This window comes from Streptosporangium sp. NPDC001681, assembly GCF_040298085.1.
Classification (GTDB): domain Bacteria; phylum Actinomycetota; class Actinomycetes; order Streptosporangiales; family Streptosporangiaceae; genus Streptosporangium.
Window position 1 is genome coordinate 9013 of record NZ_JBEOZN010000084.1, and the last position, 18575, is coordinate 27587.

2 protein-coding genes are annotated in these 18575 nt (G+C 75.0%); both read right to left on the reverse strand.

Going from position 1 to position 18575, the window contains the following annotated elements:
* Positions 1-7182 (reverse strand): non-ribosomal peptide synthetase, encoded by a 7182-nt coding sequence (locus tag ABT130_RS31275; RefSeq protein WP_350961406.1) that lies wholly within the window; start codon positions 7180-7182, stop codon positions 1-3.
* Positions 7172-18550 (reverse strand): non-ribosomal peptide synthetase, encoded by an 11379-nt coding sequence (locus tag ABT130_RS31280; RefSeq protein WP_350961409.1) that lies wholly within the window; start codon positions 18548-18550, stop codon positions 7172-7174. Before ABT130_RS31280 ends, ABT130_RS31275 begins: the two co-directional genes overlap by 11 nt.
* Positions 18551-18575: the final 25 nt, after the last annotated feature.

Here is an 18575-nt window from a genome sequence, read left to right on the forward strand (position 1 = left end):
TCACTCCTCGGGGTTGTCGATGACCGCGGTCAGCGCGGCCGCCAGAATGGACACCTGCGGTGGGAAGAGCGCCGTCCGGTGGTCGCCGGGGACGCGGCGGACACGTACCCCCGCGGCCTGCCGCCGCCACTGGTCCAGGTAGTCGTCGAACGACCGGCCGAGAATGGTCTGGTAGCCGCCCGCGGCGAGTTCCTCGCAAACGATCAGGTCGACCGTGCCCGGGTAGGCGGCGAAACGGTAGCGGGAGCGGGCCTCCAGCATCTCCCGCCAGGAGCGCAGCCAGTGCGTCCAGCCCTCGCCGAGGTCGAGGTCCGCACCGTCGACCAGCAGGTCGCCGTCGTCGATCACCTCGCGCAGCACGGCCATGATCTCGGCGCGCGCCTCCTCGCCGCCCGGCCCGTCCTGCAGGTCCGCGAGCAGCCCCTCGGCCCGGCGCAGCACCTCCAGGTTGGCCAGCAGCGGGTTGACCCCGGCCGAGGCGTACTCGAACGGGTCGATCAGGATCAGCCTGGGCCGTTCACCGATCTCGTGGAGCTGACGGGCCATCTCCCAGGCGATACCGCTGGAGGCGCACCAGCCGAGGATGTGGTACGGGCCCTTCGGCCGTGCCTCCCGTAGTTCCGCCAGGTAGGTGGCCGCGATCTCCGGCACGCTCGTGGCGTGACCGTGGTCGCCGTGCAGTCCGGGCCACTCGAAGGCCGCCAGGGGTCGTTCCGGCGCGTACACGTCGGCGAGATGCCGGTACCAGTGGGCGCTCCCACCACCGGGGTGGACGCAGAACAGCGGCGTGCCCTCGTCCTGGTCGTTGAGCCAGAGCAGCACCGACGGCCTGGCCCGCTCCGTCGCGGCGGCGGCCGCCAGGCCGCGTACCGTGCGGTGTTCCAGGAAGTCGCGGAAGGTCACCTCGACGCGGTGCTCCCTGGCCAGCCGGGCGACGATCCGGAGCATGAGGAGCGAGTGGCCGCCCAGCTTGAAGTAGTCGTCGTCGCGGCCCACCCGCTCGATGCCCAGCGCGTCGGCCCACACCTCGGCGATCGCCGTCTCGACCGGACCGTCCGGCGGCTCGTACCGCGTGGTCACCCTCGGCCGGTCGGAACCGGGCACGGGCAGCGCGGCCCGGTCGACCTTGCCGTTGGCCAGGCGGGGGAAGGACTCCAGGACCACGAAGTGGGTCGGCACCATGTACCCGGGCAGCACCCGGTCGGCGTGGCGGCGCACCTCCTCGACCGCGGCGCCGTCGCGGAGGATCAGGTAGGCGGCGAGCCGCTGCTCACCCTGCGGCCCGGGAACCGGGTGCACCACCACGGCCCGGACGTCCGGATGGTCGGCGAGGATGTTCTCCACCTCGCCGAGCTCGACCCGGAACCCGCGGATCTTGAGCTGGTGGTCGCGCCGGCCGAGGATCTCGATCCGGCCGCCGCGGTCGCGCCTGCCGATGTCGCCGGTGGCGTACATCCTGCCGCCCGGCTCGGCGAACGGGTCGGGCAGGAACACGTCCGCGGTGGTGGCGGGCCTGCCGAGATAACCCCGGGCCAGCCCGTCGCCACCGACGAAGATCTCTCCGGCCACCCCGTCGAGCACCGGTTCCAGGTCCCGGTCGAGCAGGTACACGGTGGTGTCGGCGGCCGGCACCCAGACGGGCCCGTCATCGGTCATCCGGGTGCCGAAGGCGAAGACGGTCGCCTCGCTCGGGCCGTACATGTCCCAGACCTGGGCGTCGGTGGCGCGCAGCCGGGTCATCAGGTCGGCGCTCATCGCCTCGCCCCCGGACAGCAGCCGGAATCCGGCGGGCGGGGACCAGCCCGACTCGGTCAGCATCCGCCAGGTGGTGGGCGAGGCCTGCAGGAACCTGGCGCCGCTGCCGCGCAGCAGCCCGGCGAGGGAGACCGGGTCCCGGCCGAGGTCCTCACCGGCCAGGACCAGGTGGCCGCCGCCTGCGAGGGTGGTGAAGACGGCGAGCTGGCACACGTCGGTCACCATCGGCACGACCGCGGCCGCCACGTCGTGGACGGCCAGGCCGAGGTTCCGCCACATCGACCAGACCCGGTCGGCAAGCGCGCCGTGCCGGACCATCACCCCCTTGGGGCGGCCGGTCGACCCGGAGGTGTACACGACGTAGACCAGCTCCTCCGGATCGGGCCGGTGCGGTTCGGCGACCGGCTCGGCGTGATCGATCCGGCCGGGAGTGACCACGACGGCCCCGGCGATCTCGGTGCCGCTCACCACGACCCGCGGCCCGGCGTCGTGCACCAGCGCGGCGATCCGGTCGGCCGGGTGCCCGGGGTCGATGGGCACGTACGCCGCGCCCACGGCGAGGACGCCGAGCACGGCCGCCACCAGGTCGGGTTCCCTGGGCAGGCACACCCCGACCAGGTCCCCGGCGCGCACGCCCGCCTCCCGCAGGCCGGCCGCCCAGCGCCAGGCGCGGTCGCGCAGTTCCCGATAGGTCAGCGTGGCCCCCGCCGCCTCGACCGCCACCGCGTCGGGGATCCGCTCGGCCTGCTCGGCGAAGAGCTCGTGGACACCCCGGCGCGGCCGGGGCGCCCGGGTCCGGTCCACCCCGCCGGTCAGCAGCCGTTCCCGCTCGCGCGCCGGGAGCAGTGACACACCGGCGTCGCCGTCGAGGTCGGCGATCATCAGGGTCAGCGCCCGCCGGTACATCCGGGCGAGCAGTTCGGCGTACGGGCGCCCGACCCACGACGACTTGGTGGCGATCACCAGCCCCTGGGCGCCCCTCATGACCGCCAGCGGGAACTCGTTCGGGCTGACGTCCGTGCTGCCGGAGGTGTCGACCGTCTCCCGGTCCAGTACGTGGAAGTCGAGGTAGTTGAAAGCCACGTCGAGCACCCGCTGCCCGTCGCCGAACTCGCGCTGCATCTCGGGCAGCGGGAAGCGACGGTGCGGCCACAGCTCGACCTCCTCGGCGAACACCGCCTCGACCAGCTCGCGCCAGGTGGCCGCCCCGGTCGGCGCGACGAAGGGCACCGGGTTGAGGAACATGCCGCGGACCCGGTCCCCGCCCTCGACCTCGGTACGGCCGTTGCACACCAGGCCGCAGTAGAACGGCCCCGGGCCGGCGACCGCCCGCCACACCGCGACGTGCGCGGCGAGCAGCACGCTCTTCAGCGACGTCCCCGCCGACGTGGCCACCCCCCGCAGCGCGGCCTCGATGTCGTGGAACGGCACGACCGTCGAGTACGCCCCCGGACCGTCCGGGTCGGCCCAGGCGGCGGGGATGGTCAGCCGGTTCGCGCCGCCCAGCCGGTCCCGCCAGAACGCCCGGTCGGCCTGGCCGGTCAGGCTGCGCCGCTCCTGCGCGATGAAGTCGGCGTACCTGACGGCGCTCGACTCCCCGGCGGGCGTGGGCCGGCCGTCGCGGATCGCCCGGTAGAGGTCGAGCACCTCCGTGATGATCGAGTTGTGGCTCCAGCCGTCCAGGATCGCGTGGCACTCGGTGAGCGAGAAGTACCACCGGTCGTCACCGGCCTGGTGCGCGTGGACGCGCAGCAGCGGCGCCGCAGCGAGGTCGAAGAGCCGTGCGCGCTCCGCCGCCCGGAACGCCGTCATGCTCGCCTCCCGCTCGTCCGGCGACTCCCCGCGCAGGTCCGCGTACCCGACCTCGACCTCCACCCGCTCGTGCACGAGCTGCAGCGGCTCGGAGAAGGTCGCCAGGTCGAACGAGGTGCGCAGGATGTCGTGCCGGGCCACGACCTCCTCGGTCGCGGCGGCGAACGCCGCGACGTCGAAGACGCCGGGATCACGGATCAGGTAACTGGTGATGTTGTGATACGGGTTGCCGTCCGGGTCGGCCAGCAGCTCGTAGACCATGCCGGCCTGGACCCGCGCCATCGGATAGGCGTCCACCACTCCGGCCGGCACCTTCGCCCGGTCCTCCGCGCCGATCAGCGCGAACGGCGGCGTGCCGGCCCGCTCGACGTGGGTGGCGTCGCCGTCGCCCGCCAGGATCAGGTCGGCGATGCTCTGATGCCGGAACAGGCTCTGCACGGAGTAGTCGAGGCCGCCGGCGCGCAGCGCCCCGACGAGGCGGACCGCGCGGATCGAGTCGCCGCCGAGCTCGAAGAAGTTGTCACCCACGCCGACCCGCTCGATGCCGAGCACCTCGGCCCAGATCCTGGCCATCGCCGTCTCCGCCTCGGTCCGCGGCGGGACGTAGCCGTTGCCCTGCTCCTGCCGCGAGCCGTCGGGAGCGGGCAGCGCCCGCAGGTCGACCTTGCCGTTGGCGGTCAGCGGCAGCTTCGGGACGATCACGAAGGCGGCCGGGACCATGTGGCCGGGCAGCCGCTCGACCGTGTACGCGCGCAGCTCCGCCGCGCCGATCCGCGCGCTGTCCCTGGGGACGGCGTAGCCGATGAGCCTCCGTTCGCCGGGCACGCTCTCGTCCACGGTGACGACGGCGTCGTCCAGGTCCGGATGGCCGGACAGGCACGCCTCGACCTCGCCGAGCTCGATCCGGAACCCGCGGATCTTCACCTGGTCGTCGAGGCGGCCGAGAAAGCCGATGTCGCCGTCCGGCCGCCACCTCGCCCGGTCTCCCGAGCGGTAGAGCCGGGAGCCCGGCGGCCCGAAGGGATCGGGCACGAAACGGTCCGCGGTGAGCGCGGGATGGCCGAGGTAGCCGCGGGCGACGCCGGCGCCGCCCACGTAGAGCTCGCCCGGCACGCCGACCGGCACCGGACGCATCCGCCCGTCGAGCACGTGCAGGGTGAGATCGCCGAGGGGCCGCCCGATCGGGCTGCGGTCCCCCGCCAGATCGGCCGGGCCGAGGGGCCGGTAGGTGACGTGCACGGTCGTCTCGGTGATGCCGTACATGTTGACGAGCCTCGGCCGCTCGGCGCCGTACCTGTTCCACCAGGGTTCGAGCATGCCGACGTCGAGCGCCTCCCCGCCGAAGACCACCAGGCGGAGCCGGAGCCGGTCGAGGGCGGCCTCACCGCGCCTGGCCAGATCGACCAGCGAGCGGAACGCCGACGGCGTCTGGTTGAGCACGGTCACGCCCTCGTCGGCGAGGAGCACGGCCAGGTCCCAGGGCGAGCGCGACACCTCGTAGGGGACGACGACGAGGCGGCCGCCGTACAGGAACGCGCCCCACATCTCCCAGACCGAGAAGTCGAAGGCGTAGGAGTGGAACAGCGCCCAGACGTCGTCCGGGCCGAAGCCGTAGTCGTCCTCGGTCACGGTGAACAGGCGGACCGCGTTGGCATGGGTCACCTGGACACCCTTGGGGCGGCCCGCGGACCCGGAGGTGTAGATGACGTAGGCGAGATCGCCGGGGTGCGTCCGGAGCGCGGGCGCCTCGGCGGGCAGCGCCGCGATGCGGTCGATCTCATCGGCGTCGTCCAGACACAGACAGTGTCCGGACACCCGTTCCGCCAGCGCGGTCTCGGTGACCACGACACGGGCGGCGGCGTCACGGACCAGGAAGTCGATCCGCTCGGCCGGATGATCCGGATCGAGCGGCAGGTAGGCCGCCCCGGCCTTGAGCACCGCGAGGACGGCGACCAGCATGTCGACGCCGCGCGGCAGGCAGATCCCCACGAGATCCTCGCGGCCCACGCCGAGTTCCGCCAGCCGGTGCGCCAGCCGGTTGGCCCTGGCCTCCAGATCGGCGTAGGTCAGGTGCCGTCCGTCGAAGGTCACCGCGATCGCGCCGGGCCGCTCCCGCACCCGGGCGGCGAAGCGCTCGTGCAGGCAGGGCTCGCCGGTCGTCTCGGCGCTCGGCGAGACGACCGGCCCGCGGACCAGCCGATCGAGCTCCGCGGCGCCCAGCAGCGGCAGTTCGCTCACCCGCGTCCCGGGGTCGGCGACGGCCGCGCCGAGCAGGCGGACGTAGTGCTCGGCCATCCGCCGCGCCGTGTCCGGGTCGAGCAGCGCGCGTGCGATGGTGGCCTCGCCCGCGACCGAACCGTCCGGCCTCTCCTCCAGCGTCCAGCTCAGGTCGAACTTGGCCTGTCGCGCCAGGACCGGGACCAGCTCGCCGGAGACCGCTCCGGCCGTGAAGCTCAGCGGTTCGTTGTTCTGCAGGGTCAGGTTGACGCTGACCAGCGGGTGGGTGGACAGGTCCCGGCCGGCCGCCAGCGCGTTGACGACGCGCTCGAACGGGACGTCCTGGCGGGCGAAGGCCTCAAGGGCCGTACCGCGGGCGCGATCGAGCAGCTCGGCGAACGTCGGGTCACCGGACAGGTCGGCTCGCAGCACGAGCAGGTTGACGAACACGCCGATCAGGTCGTGCGTCTGCGCGCGGGTCCGGCCGGCCACCGGGCTGCCGACGGCGAAGTCGGCCTGGCCGGTGTACCGGTGCAGCAGCGACCAGAACGCCGCCAGGTAGACCATGAAGGGGGTGGCCTGGTGCTCCCTGGCCAGGATCCGGACCTGGTGCCCGATCTCGGCCGGGATGTCGAACCGGACGGTCTCCCCCGCCGGGTCCCACACCGCCGGGCGCGGCCGGTCCGTCGGCAGTTCCAGCGCCGGCAGGTCACGGAGGGTCTCCGACCAGTGGTCGAGGTCGCGTTCCAGCCGCTCACCGGAGAGCTGGTCGCGCTGCCAGGCCGCGAAGTCGGCGTACCGCAACCTGGGCGCGGGCAGTTCCTCGCCGGTGGCCAGCGCGGCCAGCTCGCGTACCAGCAGGCCGCCCGACCAGCCGTCGACGGCGATGTGGTGCAGCATGAGGACCAGTACGTGCTCCTCGGGTGCCAGCCGTACCAGCCTGGCGCGCAGCATCGGACCCGTGGCGAGGTCGAACGGCGTGCCGGTCTCGGCTTCCAGGAGGGCGTCGAACTCGGCCGGGGTGAGGTCGTCGAAGGCCAGCTCCACCGGGCCCGGCGGGTCGATCGTCTGGATCGGTTCGGCGTCGGGCCCTTCGGTGGTGTAGCGGGTGCGCAGGATCTCGTGACGACGTACCAGCTCGTCGAGGGCCGCGCCCAGATCGACGCCGGAGAGGTCACCGCGTAGCCGGATCACCAGCGGCACCAGGTAGTCGGTGCCGCCCGGGCGGAGCCGGTCCAGCACCCAGAGCTGCCGCTGCGCGAAGGAGAGCGGCGGCGAAACGCCGGGAGGCAGGGGCGGGATGGCGCCCTCCCGCCCCGCCGCACGCCGGGAACGCAGGCGATCCCTCAGCAGCCCGGCGCCCGCGCTCGTCTCCGGCTTGGTCACGTCAGTGCTCATCGTCTCTTCCCTCGTACGATGTGGGGGCGGCGGCCTCGGCCAGTCTTTCCAGCGCGGTGGCCTGCGCGCGGACGGTGGTGGCCTCGAACAGGACGCGTAGCGGGATCTCCAGTCCGAACAGGTCCTGCAGCAGGGCCATCAGGCGGGTGGCGAGCAGCGAGTGGCCGCCGAGTTCGAAGAAGTCGTGTTCCACGCCGACGGCGGGCAGGCCGAGCACGTCGGCCCAGGCGGCGGCGATGGCCTCCTCCACCTCGGTGCCCGGCGGGACCGCCTCCTCCGGCGCGAGGGCGGTGCCCGGGTCGGGCACCGGCAGCGCGCGGCGGTCCACCTTCTGGCCCGCGGTCGCGGGTAGCCCGTCCAGCGTCACGAACAGCGCGGGCACCATGTACTCCGGCACCCGGTCGCGCAGGTGGGCCCGGAGCTCCGGCGACGACGGCGCGCCCCCGGACCCGGATGCCGGCACGACGTACCCCACCAGCCGGCGGTCGCCCGGCGCGAGTTCCTGAACCGCCGCGGCGGCGGCCTGGACGCCGGGGTGCGCGGCCAGCGCGGTCTCGATCTCGCCGAGCTCGATCCGGAACCCGCGCAGCTTCACCTGGGCGTCGATCCGGCCGATGAACTCGATCACCCCGTCGGGACGGTACCTGACCTGGTCCCCCGTCCGGTACAACCGTTCCCCGGGCTCCTCGCCGAACGGGTCGGGGACGAAACGATCGGCGGTCAGCCCCGGCTGCCGCAGGTACCCCCGGCTGACCCGCGGGCCGCCCAGGCAGAGCTCACCGACCACGCCGACGGGCACCGGGTTGAACGCCGCGTCCACCACGTAGGCCCGGGTGCCCGGCAGCGGGCGGCCGATCGGCAGGCCCGCGTCCGGGGCGGCGGCGGCCACCTCGGCCGGGGTCACCGGGTGGCACAGGCTGCCGATGGTGGCCTCGGTCGGGCCGTACACGCAGAGGAACCTGGCGGGCAGGCCGGTGGCCAGCCAGAGCCGGGCGTCCTGGTAGCCGACCGCCTCGCCGCCGACGGCCAGCACGCGCAGCGCGGCCGGCCTCGGGTCGCCGGGCCGGATGCCGGTCATCACGTCGCGGTAGTAGGTGGCCGCGAGCGCGACGTGGGTCACCCCGGTCTCGGCCAGCAGGTCCGGCAGGTCGGCGGGGGCGACGACGCCGGTGTCGCCGATCACCACGGTGGCGCCCGCCAGCAGGGTGGCGCCCATCTGCGCCATGGCCGGGTCGAAGATGAGCGGCGCGTGCAGCAGCACCCTGTCCCCGGGGCGGATGTCGTGCGCGTCCGCGTGGACGCGGCAGTGGTGGGTGTACGCGCCGTGCGGGACGACGACCGCCTTCGGCCGGCCGGTCGAGCCCGAGGTGTAGATCATGTACGCGGCGCGCCCGGGGTCCCCGGGTGGGAGGTCGATGAGCGGGAGGTCACCGGGTGGCGCGTCCTCCGCCTCGCCGACCGTCTCTCCGACGGTGAGGACCGGGGCCGAGCCGGGGAGGGAGCTCAGCCCGCGGTCGGTGAGCACCACCGCGGGCCGCAGGTCGCCGAGCATCGCCGCCAGGCGTTCGGTGGGTTGCGCGGTGTCCAGCGGCACATACACCCCGCCCGCCCGCAGCACGGCCAGCAGCGCGGTCACCGCCGCCGGTGACCGGTCCAGGTAGACGGCCACCGGGTCCTCGGGGCGCACCCCCGCGGCGTGCAGCCGCCTGGCCAGCGTGGTGGCCCGGTCGTCCAGCTCGGCGTAGGTCAGGCGCTCGCCGGCGTACTCGACCGCGGGCGCGTCCGGGGTGCGGGCGGCCTGGGCGGCGAACGCCTCGTGCAGGGATTCGTGCGTGATCGGCGTGGCCCGCGGGTTCCAGTCCCGCAGCAGCCGTCCGCGCTCGGCGGGGTCCAGCATGTCGAGGCGGCTGACGGGCCGGTCCGGTGCCGTCGCCGCCGACTCCACCAGGGTCCGGAAATGTCCGGCGAGACGGCGGATCGTCGCCTCGGTGAACAGGTCCGTCGCGTACTCCAGCTCGGCCAGGTAGCCGCCGTCGGTGCCGGCGGTGAGACCGAAGGTGAGATCGAACTTGGCCGTCGTCCGCTCGACGGCGACCGGCCGCACGTCGAGCCCCGTCAGGCGCGGCGGCTCGGGCGCCTGCTCGCGCAGCCCGAACGTGACGTCGCACAGCGGGGAGCGGGACAGGTCCCGCTGCGGGGCCAGCCCCTCCACCAGCCGGTCGAAGGGCAGCTCGTCGTGGCTGAAGGCGTCCAGCGCGCTCTCCCTGACCCGGCCGATCAGGGTCGTCACCGTCGGATCGCCGGCCAGGTCCACCCGCACCACGACGGTGTTGACGAAGAACCCGACGACGTCGTCCAGTTCCGCCTGGCCACGACCGGCGACGACCGTGCCGATCGCCACGTCGGTGGCACCGGTGTGGCGGCCGAGCAGCGCGGCGAACACGCTCAGGAAGGTCATGAACGCGGTCGCGCCCTGCCGCCGGCCGAGCGCCAGCAGCGGCTGCGCGACCTCGGCGGGGATGTCGCAGGTGACGGTCGCGCCGCGGCCCTGGCGGACCGGCGGCCGGGGCCGGTCGGCGGGCAGTTCCAGCGGCTGCAGTCCGGCCAGCCGATCGCGCCAGTGGTCCAGCTCACGGTCCAGCACGTCGCCGGTCAGCTGGGAGCGCTGCCAGGACGCGTAGTCGGCGTACTGCAGCGGGGGTGGCCCGAGCGTCGCCGGCCGGCCCTGCACCCGGGCCTCGTAGAGCTCGGAGAGCTCGCGCGCCATGATCTGCTCGGACCAGGCGTCGGCGACGATGTGGTGCATGACCAGCAGGAACACATGCTTCCGGGCGCCGAGCCTGATCAGGTAGGGCAGCGCGGGCGGCTGCCCGGCCAGGTCGAAGGGTCGCTCGGCGAGCGAGCGGACGAACGTGGTCACCCGTTCGGAGTCCGCTCCGGACAGGTCGATGACCGGCAGCGGAACGGGGGCGGCCGGGTCCACGATCTGGACCGCGCCGCCGTCCTGCCCGGTCACGTAACGGGTGCGCAGGGCGCCGTGCCGGGCGAACAGTCCGGTCAGCGCGCCGGCCAGGGCCTCGGCGTCCAGCTGCCCGGACAGCCGGAACGCCCAGGTCACGTGATACTGGCCGCCCTGGTCGAGGAGATCGAGGAACCACAGTCGCTGCTGGGCGAAGGAGAGCGGGACCGGTCCGGCCCGCCGTTCCGCGTCCAGCGGGACGATCTCGCCGGTGGCCTGGACGCCGAGTCCGTCGACCCTGGCCGCCAGCGCGGCGGCGGTGCGGTCCTCGAACACGGCGCGGACCGGCAGTACGACGCCGAACGCGGCCCGCAGCCGGGCCGCGATCCGGATCGCCAGCAGGGAGTGGCCGCCCAGGTCGAAGAAGTCGTCGCCCGTCCCGACCACGTCGAGCCCGAGCACCTCGGCCATCACATCCGTCACGATCTTCTCGGCCGGGGTGCGCGGCGCTGCGGGGACGGCCCGGCCGGCCCGCCGGACGCCGTCCGGGTCGGGCAGCGCGGCCCGGTCGATCTTGCCGCTGGAGGTCCGCGGCAGGCGGTCCACGGTGAGGAGCACCGAGGGCAGGTACGGCTCGGGCAGCCGCGCGAGCAGGAACTCGCGGATCTCCCGCTGCTCCGGCGCGTCTCCCCGCGCCACCAGGTAGCCGACCAGCCGGGGCAGGCCGTCGGGTCCCCGCCTGGCCTCGACCACGGCCGCGGCGAGCGCGGGGTGCCGGGACAGCACGGCCTCGACCTCGTCCAGCTCGATCCGGACACCGCGGATCTTGACCTGGCGGTCGGCCCGGCCGAGGAACTCCAGCGCGCCGTCGGTCCTGCGGCGCACCACGTCGCCGGTGCGGTAGGCGCGGGCACCCGGCGGTCCGTACGGGTCGGGTACGAACCGGTCGGCGGTCAGTCCCGGCCTGCCGAGGTAGCCGCGGGCCAGGCCGTCCCCCGCGGCGTGCAGCTCGCCCGGCGTGCCGATCGGGGCGAGCCTGCCGTCCGGCGTGTAGACGACCGTGCGGGTGTTGTCCAGCGGCCTGCCGATCGGCACGATGCCGGGTCCGTCGCCCGGCTCGTACTGCCACGCGGTCACGTCGATCGAGCATTCGGTCGGGCCGTAGGTGTTGACCAGCGCCGTCCCCAGCCGGGTGGACAGGCGGGCGGCGAGCTCGCCGGGCAGCGGCTCGCCGGCCGAGAAGAGCAGGCGGAGCGTGCCGCAGCGTTCCAGGCCCGGCTCGTCGGCGAGCGTCCGCAGGAAGGAGGGGACGCCCTGGAGCACGGTGATCCGGTCCCGGACCAGCGCCTCGACCATGCTCGCCGGGTCGCGCTCGGTCCCGTCCGGCGGGAGCACCACGGTGCCACCGGACACCAGCGGCCCGAGGAACTCCCAGACGGAGGCGTCGAACGTGACCGACGTCTTCTGCAGGAGCCGGTCCGAGGCGCCGAGCCCGTGCTCGTGGACCGTCCACAGCACCCGGTTGCGGATGCCGCGGTGCGGCACGGCCACGCCCTTGGGCCGGCCGGTGGAGCCGGAGGTGTACATGACGTACGCCAACCCGTCCAGGTCGGTGCCGACCGGCGCGGATTCGCCGGGGCGGGCGTCGATACCGGCCCGCTCGGCGGCCAGGCTCAGCACCGGCGTGCCGTGGCCGCTCGCCGGAGACGGCTCGGCGTCGACGACGACCAGCCGCGCCCGGGAGTCCTGGAGCATCCAGGCCAGCCGGTCGGCCGGGTGGGCGGGGTCGAGCGGGAGGTAGGCCGCTCCGGCGCGCAGCACGCCGAGCAGCGCCACGACCAGCTCCGGTCGCCGAGGCAGGCAGACGCCCACGACGTCGTCACGGCGGATGCCGGCGGCCCGCAGGTGGTGGGCGAGCCGGTTGGCGGCGGCGTCCAGGTCACCGTAGGTGAGCGCGGCTCCGTCACACTCCACCGCGCCCCGGCCGGGGGCCAGGGCCGCCTGGCGGGCGACCAGCTCGGGCAGGCCGAGGTCGGGCCTGCTCCGGACGGGGCCGCCGGCGCCGGCGGTGAGCGCGTGCCGCTCCGCGTCGTCGAGCAGTTCCAGCTCCCCGAGCGCGCCGTCCGGCCGGGCCGCCGCCGACTCCAGCAGGGTCAGGTAGTGGCGGGCGAGCCGGTCGGCGGTGGCCCGGTCGAAGAGCGCGGTCGCGTACTCGATCTCGCCGGTCAGGCCGCCGTCGGCACGCCGGGTCAGCTCCATGGTGAGGTCGAACTTGGCGGTGCGCCACGGCACCGGCTCGGGCGAGACGTCCAGCCCCGGCAGCCGGAACCGCTCCTCGCCCTCCTCCCGGAACGCGAAGAGCAGCTGGAACAGCGGGTGCCTGGACAGGTCGCGGCTCGGTGCCAGTTCCTCCACCAGCCGCTCGAACGGTAGCCCGTCATGCTGGTACGCCTCGGCGACGACGTCCTGGACCCGGCCGAGCAGCGTGCTGAACGACGGGTCTCCGGTGAGGTCGGCGCGCATCACGACGGTGTTGACGAAGAAGCCGATCAGCCCCTCGACCTCGGCGGAGTCGCGGCCGGACATCGGCACGCCGACCGCCAGGTCCCGCCGCCCGGTGTGGCGGGCGAGCAGTGCGTAGAACCCCGCCAGGTAGGTCGTGAACGGGGTGGCTCCGGCCCGCCTGCCGACCTCCTCCAGCGCCCCGGCCAGCGTGGGCGGCACGTCGAAGCGGAGGACCGCCCCTCGGTGGTCGCCGATCGGGGGACGGGGCCGGTCGGTGGGCAGTTCGGTCGGCTCCAGACCGGTGAGCCTGCCGCGCCAGTGCGCCAGTGCGCCGTCCAGCGCCTGCCCGGCGAACCGCTCGCGCTGCCAGGCGGCGAAGTCGGCGTACTGCAGAGCCGGCTCCGGCAGGTCCCGGCCCAGGTAGGCGTCCGCCAGCTCGGCCGCGAGGATGCCGCTCGACCAGCCGTCGGTGGCGATGTGGTGGGTCACCAGGACCAGCACGTGCTCGTCGTGCTCGCCCGTGCTGGCCCGTACCAGCCGGACTCGCAGGACGGGGCCGCGGGCCAGGTCGATCGGCGTGGCCAGTTCCTCTTCGAGCACCGCGGCCGGGTCCGCGTGCTCGGCGACCGGGCGGAGCCGCGACGGCGGGTCGACGACCTGCGCGGGCTCGCCGTCGGAGCCCGCGACGTAGCGGGTGCGGAGGATCTCGTGCCGCTCGGCCACCCGGGTCAGTGCCCGCCCGAGCGCGTCGACGTCGAGCTCTCCGCGCAGCCGCAGCGCGGTCACCACGAGGTACTCCGTCCCGCCCGGGCGCAACTGGTCCAGGACCCACAGGCCGCGCTGCGCGAAGGAGAGCGGCAGCGGGCGGGACCTGTCCGCGGGGGTGACGGGCGAGGAGAGGGCGGTCGCCTGCGGCGTCTCCGGCTGCCGCGCCCCGGCGGACGCCCCGAACATCTCCTCCATCTGGGCGCGCACCCGGGCGGCGACGAGGTCCGCGAGAGTGGCCACGGTCGGCGCGGCGAACACGTCCCGCACCGAGACCGGCACCGGGAACCGCTCGCGCAGCCGGGCCACCACCCGGGTGGCGAGCAGTGACTGCCCGCCGAGGTCGAAGAAGCGGTCGTGCCGGCCGACCCGGCCGGCTCCGAGCACCTCGGCCCACACCTCGGCGATCGCCTGCTCCGCCGGGGTGGCGGGCGCGGTGTAGGTCTCCGCGCCGCCCAGCGGGGCCAGGCCGGGCAGCGCCCGGCGGTCGAGCTTGCCGTTGCCGAGCAGCGGCAGCTCGGCGAGGGTCCCCCACAGGGTGGGCACCAGGTGACCGGGGAGCCGCTCGGCCAGGTAGGTCCGCAGCTCGGAGAGCGGCACGCCGGGGCCCGCCGGAAGGATGTGGGCGGCCAGCCTCGGGTTGCCCGGGTCGGACCGGTCGGCGACCACCGCGGCGGCGCGGACGGCCGGATGCTCGGCCAGGACGCCCTCGATCTCGCCGGGCTCGACGCGGAAACCGCGAATCTTGATCTGCTGGTCCGCGCGGCCCAGGAAGACCAGGGTGCCGTCGGGTCGCTGCCGGGCCAGGTCGCCGGTCCGGTAGAGGCGCGCTCCGGGCTCGGTCGCGTGCGGATCCGGTACGAAGCGGTCCGCGGTGAGGCGCGGGCTGCCGAGGTAGCCCTGGCCGACACCGCGCCCGCCGACGTAGATCTCGCCGGCCACGCCGGGCGGCACCGCGCGCATGGCGTCGTCGAGCAGGCAGACGGTGGCGCCGGGGATCGGCCGGCCGATCGGGACCGGACCCGGCACCGTCTCGCCCGCGGGCACGATGTGCACGCAGCAGGCGACGGCGGTCTCGCTCGGACCGTAGCTGTTGACGATCCGGGTCGCCGGGGCGTGCGCGGACCACACGGCGAGCTGCTCGCCGCGCAGTTCCTCCCCGCCGATCACCAGGCACCTGGCCGTGCCGGCCAGCACGTCGGCGGGGAGCGTCCCGGCCAGCAGGTCCAGGTGGGTCGGGGTCAGCTTGACGACGCCGTAGGGACCGTCGGCCAGCGCCCGCGCCAGCTGCTCGACGCCGGCCGGCTCCTCGTCCACCAGCCGCACCGGGGCTCCGGCGGCCAGCGTCGGGTAGAGCGAGGTGAGGGCGAGGTCGTAGGCGATGGAGGTGTGCAGCGGCGATCCCACGCCGTCACCCGGCCGCAGCTCCGCGCAGGCCCAGCGGGTGTAGCCGGCCAGGCCGCCGTGGGTGACCATGGCCCCCTTGGGGCGACCGGTGGATCCCGAGGTGTAGACCACGTACGCCAGGTCGTCCGGGTGCGGCCGGACGTCCGGCGCGGTCGGCGGGCAGGCCCGTATCCCGGCCCGCTCGGCCGGGTCGTCCAGCGCCACCAGCCGGACTCCCGCGGGGAGCAGCGGAGCGGCGTCGGCGGTCGCGATCAGCAGCGGCGCGGCGGAGTCCGCCAGCGCCTGTGCCAGACGCTCGGCCGGATGGGCGGGGTCGAGCGGGATGTAGGCCGCCCCGGATTTGAGCACGGCCAGGAGCGCGACGACGAGGTCGGCGGTTCTCGGCAGCCGGACCGCGACGAGCGTGCCGCGGCTGGCGCCGAGCGCGCGGAGGCGACCGGCCAGCCGGTTGGCCTCGCGGTCCAGTTCGGGGTAGGTGAGGGTGGTTCCGCCGCCGGTGACGGCGATCCCCTCGGTGACGGCCGCGCGGGCCGCGATCAGCTCCGGCACGGTGCCGGAGTCGTCCGGCACCGGCTCGCCCGCCAGGACGGGCGCCGCGGCCTCCGCGCCGGTGAGCAGCGGCAGCCGTCGCACGGGTGTGTCCGGCGCCGCGACGGCCGCCCGCAGCAGCCGCACGTAGTGGTCGGCGAAGCCCGCCATCGACGAGGCGTCGAAGAGCGCGGCCGCGTACTCGATCCGGCCGTCCAGGCCGCCGTCCGGCCGCCGCGTCAGATGGCAGCCCAGATCGAACTTGGCACCCGGCAGGTCGGGGAGCTCCACGCCGGACGGGCGGGCCGCCGCCTCGTGCGTCGCGAACATGATCGAGAACAGCGGGTTGCGGGACAGGTCGCGCTGCGGCGCGAGCTCCTCGACGACCAGCTCGAACGGCACCTCGGCGTGCGCGTACCCGGCCGTGGCGCTCTCCCGGACCTCCGCCAGCAGGTCGGTGAAGCCGGCCCGGTCGGCGAGAGACGCCCGTACCACGATGGTGTTGACGAAGAGGCCGACGAGATCGTCCAGCTCGGGCCGGTTCCGCGCGGAGACCGGCACGCCGACGGCCAGGTCGCTCTGGCCGGTGTAGCGGGCCAGGATCGCGAGGAAGCCGGCCAGCAGCGTGATGGACGGCGTCGCCCCGTGGCCGCCGCCGAGCTCGTCGAGGCGGGCCGCCAGCTCCGGCGGGACGGCGAACCTGACCGTACCGGCCCTCGGGTCGCGGACCGCGGCGCGCGGCCGGTCGGCCGGCAGCTCGGCCGGCTCCATCCCGGCCAGCCGCTCCCGCCAGAACCCCAGCTCCCGCTCGACGAGCTCGGCGGCGGACCCCGCCATACGGTCGCGCTGCCAGATCGCGTAGTCGGCGTACCGGACCGGGAGCGGCGGCAGCGGCCTGCCCTCCAGCGCCGCGACCAGCTCGCCGGCGAGCACCTCGTGCGACCGGTCGTCGGTCGCGATGTGGTGCAGCGTGAACAGCACGGTGTGCTCACCGCCGGGCCCGCGGACCACGCGGACCCGGACCGGCGGGGCCGCGGACAGGTCGAAGGGGCGGGTCATCTCCTCGGCGAGCACCTGCCGGGGGTCGCCGTCCTCGATCCGCACCGGGACCGGCCCGGCCGGCTCGACGACCTGCGCCGGCTCGCCGTCGCCCTCGGCCGGGTAGCGGGTGCGCAGGATCTCGTGACGCTCGAAGAGCCCGGTCAGCGCGGCGCGCAGCCGGTCGGGGTCCGGCGTGCCCGGCACCCTCACCGCGAGGGGCTCCAGGTAGGAGGTGCCCTCCGGGTCGAGCTGGTGCAGGAACCACATCCGCCGCTGCGCGAACGAGAGCGGCACGGGACCGGTCCGCGGCGCGACCGGCACCGGCGGGAGGGCGCGGCCGGCGGTCTCCAGCCGCGCGGCGAGGCGCTCGACGGTACGGGCCTCGAACAGCGCGGCGACCGGCAGCTCGATCCCTCGCTCGGCGCGCAGGCGGCCGACCACGAGGTTGGCCGAGAGCGAATGCCCGCCCAGGGCGAAGAAGTCCGCCTCGGCGTCGGCCACCGGACGCTCGAGCACCTCCGCGAACGCCGCCGCCACCGCGCGTTCCGCGGGCGTCCCCGGCTCGCGTCCCGCCGGGACCGCGTCGGCGGGCATCGCCCGCAGGGCCGCCCGGTCGATCTTCCCGTTGGGCGTCGTGGGGAACTCCGCCACCCCGAGGAAGTCCGCCGGGATCAGGTACGGCGGGAGCAGCCGCGCGCAGTGCAGGTGCAGTTCCCGCGCGGAGGGCGGCGCGGCCGGGTCGGCCGGCTGGACGTGGGCGACGAGGCGCGGTCCGGTACCGGCCTCGACCGCCTGGACCACCGCGAACCGCACCCCCTCGTGCGCCGCCAGCACGCCCTCGACCTCGCCCGGCTCGATCCGGTGTCCGCGGATCTTGATCTGGTCGTCAGTGCGGCCGAGGATCTCGATCCTGCCGTCCGGGTGACGCCGGGCGACATCGCCGGTGCGGTACAGCCGTCCGCCCGGCACCGTGCCGTAGGGGTCGGGGACGAACCTGTCGGCGGTCAGCGCCGGCCTGCGGTGGTAGCCGACCGCGACGCCGTCGCCGCCGATGCACAGCTCTCCGCTCGCCCCGGTGGGCACCGCGTTCAGTCCGTCGTCCAGGACGTGCAGCGTCGTGTTGGCCACCGGGGCGAAGTCGCGCACCTCGCCGTCCGCCAGGAACGCGACCGACGACCACACGGTCGTCTCGGTCGGCCCGTACAGGTCCCACAGCCGTGCGCCGCCCGCGCACAGGCGGCGCGCGAGCTCGGCGGGCAGCCGCTCGCCGCCGCAGAGCGCGGTGAACCCGGCGGGCGGGCTCCAGCCGGCGTCGAGCAGCAGCCGCCAGGTCGTCGGGGTCGCCTGCATCACGGTCGCGCCGATGCGGGCCAGCAGGGCGGCGAGCCGCTCCGGGTCGCGGGCGTCCTCGGGCTCGGCGACCACCACGCGCCCGCCGACGACGAGCGGCAGGAACAACTCCAGCGCCGCGATGTCGAACGACACCGTGGTCACGGCCGGGAAGACGGTGCCGGGGGCCAGCCCCGGCCGCTCGCGCATGGACCACAGGAAGTTGGTGAGCGCCCGATGCGAGACCAGCACGCCCTTGGGCCGTCCGGTCGATCCCGAGGTGTAGATGAGATAGGCCGGGTCGTCCGGCACCACCGCCCGCGGCGCGGGTTCCGGAGACCGCTCGGACCGCGGCTCCGCGAGGTCGTCGATCCGCACCACGGTGGCCGCGGCCGCCCCTCCGGCGCCGGCGCCGGAGGTGACCAGTACCCTCGCCCCGGCGTCGTCGAGCACGTAGGAAAGCCGGTCGGCCGGATGGGTGGGATCGAGCGGCAGGTAGGCCGCCCCGGCCAGGTGCACGCCGACCAGCGCCGCGACGAGTTCGACGCCGCGCGGCACGGCCACGCCGACCGGTTCGCCGGAACGCACGCCGAGCCGCCGCAGGCGACCGGCGAGGGCACCGGCCAGTGCCATGAGCTCCGCGTAGCTGAGCCGCCGGTCGCGGCACTCGACCGCCACCGCGTCCGGCGTCCTGGCCGCCTGTGCCGCGATCAGCTCGTGCACCGGAAGCGCGGGGTACGGCTCCGCGGCCTCCCTGCCGCTGTTCGGAGCGTGGTCCTCTGGCGGCGCGTGCCGTCGCGAAGGGGTGGGATCCACACCGGTCTGGTCAGGCATGCTCATCGTCCCCTCGGGATGGCTC